General features: G+C 68.0%; 1 protein-coding gene. It reads right to left on the minus strand.

The genetic code is table 11. From position 1 onward, the window contains the following. Nucleotides 1-17: 17 nt before the first annotated feature. Nucleotides 18-1,088: an IS110 family transposase gene (locus tag AB0H61_RS39015; RefSeq protein WP_357313981.1), complete on the minus strand. Its 1,071-nt coding sequence runs from the start codon at nucleotides 1,086-1,088 to the stop codon at nucleotides 18-20. Between the last annotated feature and the right edge of the window lie 389 nt (nucleotides 1,089-1,477).

Genomic DNA, 1,477 nt, shown 5'->3' on the forward strand with positions numbered 1-1,477 from the left:
GGACGCTCCTATAGATGTCAAGCTGGCTGTGCCGGGCTTCGGAAGTCGGCGCGCAGGGCTCGGAACACTTCACGTGCGAGGTATCGCTTGAGGCAGCGGATGATCTCGGGTTTGGTCTTGCCTTCGGCGGTGCGGCGGGCAACGTAGGCTCTGGTTCGCTGGTCGTAGCGCAGGCGCACGATCACCGCGGTGTGCAGCGCCTGGTTGGCCTGCCGGTCACCGCCGCGATGCAGCCGGTGCCGGGTGGTCTTGCCGGACGACGCGGGAATGGGTGCGACGCCGCAGAGGCGGGCGAAGGCGGCATCACCGGTCAGGCGATCTGGGTTGTCGCCGATCGAAATCACCAGTGCCGCAGCAGTATCCGGCCCGAGCGCGAACACGTCGAGAGTGTTCGGGGCGACCTGTTCGAGCAACTGGTGCAGGTGGCGTTCGAGTTGGTCGGCCTGATCGCGGGCCTGTTGGATCCGGGCGGCCAGCGAGCGCAGCGCCAGCTTGGTCGCCTGCACAGGGTCTGCGAGGCGGGTGGGGTCAGGCCGAAACGCGGCGCAGGTGGTTACCAGCTTGGCGCGGGACAGTCCGCGCAGCTGGCTGCGCAATGCTTCCGGGCTGGTGGTGATCAGCCCGCGAAGCGCGTTCATCGCGGCGGTGGTGGCCTTGACCGCGCTATGGCGCGCCACCCGCAGTGCCCGGACCGCCTCGATCGCGCCGTTGCGCAGTTTCGGTGCGGTGACACCGGATTCGTCGAGTAGCCGACGGGCTGCGGCGTAGGCGTCGATGGTGTCGGTCTTGCCTTGCGCGCGGCGCAGTCGCCGGTTCGGGCGCGGCACCTCGGCGACATCGTGGCCGCGCTCGTGCAGGTAACGAGCGAGCTCGACTCCATAGGATCCGGTGCCCTCGATGCCGATTCGCGCAACTTGACCGAAGGAGACGACCCATTGCTCCATGGCTGCGTAACCAGTTGCCGTGGTGGGGAATTCGCGGTCGGCGAGCTTCTTTCCGTGTTCGTTGACGATCCCGACGTGGTGGGTGTCGGCGTGGGTGTCGACACCGGCGTAGACGACCGGCTGCGCGGCGAGGGACGAGGTCATCGGATGGGTGCTGCCCTTCGGGTCGGCAGGTGCTGCGCGTGGCAGGGTGGGTCGGACAGGCCAGTCACGGGCCGGCGAGTGCGCGGCAGGCTCCTATCAGGTCACGACCCTCGATGCGCAAGACCTGGGTGGGATTGTGCGGTGGGCGCATCGCACCAGCCCGAACCCGGGCCGACGGGTCCCGAGAAGGACACCACAGGTGGGTCAGGAGACTACGGGGTCACACCCGAGTCCGGGTCGTGCGACGAGCAAATTGCTATCGAGGCGGCCCACCGCACCGACCGATATGCAGGCCGACGGGTCCTTCGAAAGACACCCGTTGGGGTCAGGAAAATTCCGGGTCACGCCTGCGTCCGAGCGGCGCGGTGGGCCGGTTCCATCATGACTGG

The sequence above is a fragment of the Nocardia sp. NPDC050710 genome, assembly GCF_040654375.1.
In the GTDB taxonomy this organism is placed as follows: domain Bacteria; phylum Actinomycetota; class Actinomycetes; order Mycobacteriales; family Mycobacteriaceae; genus Nocardia.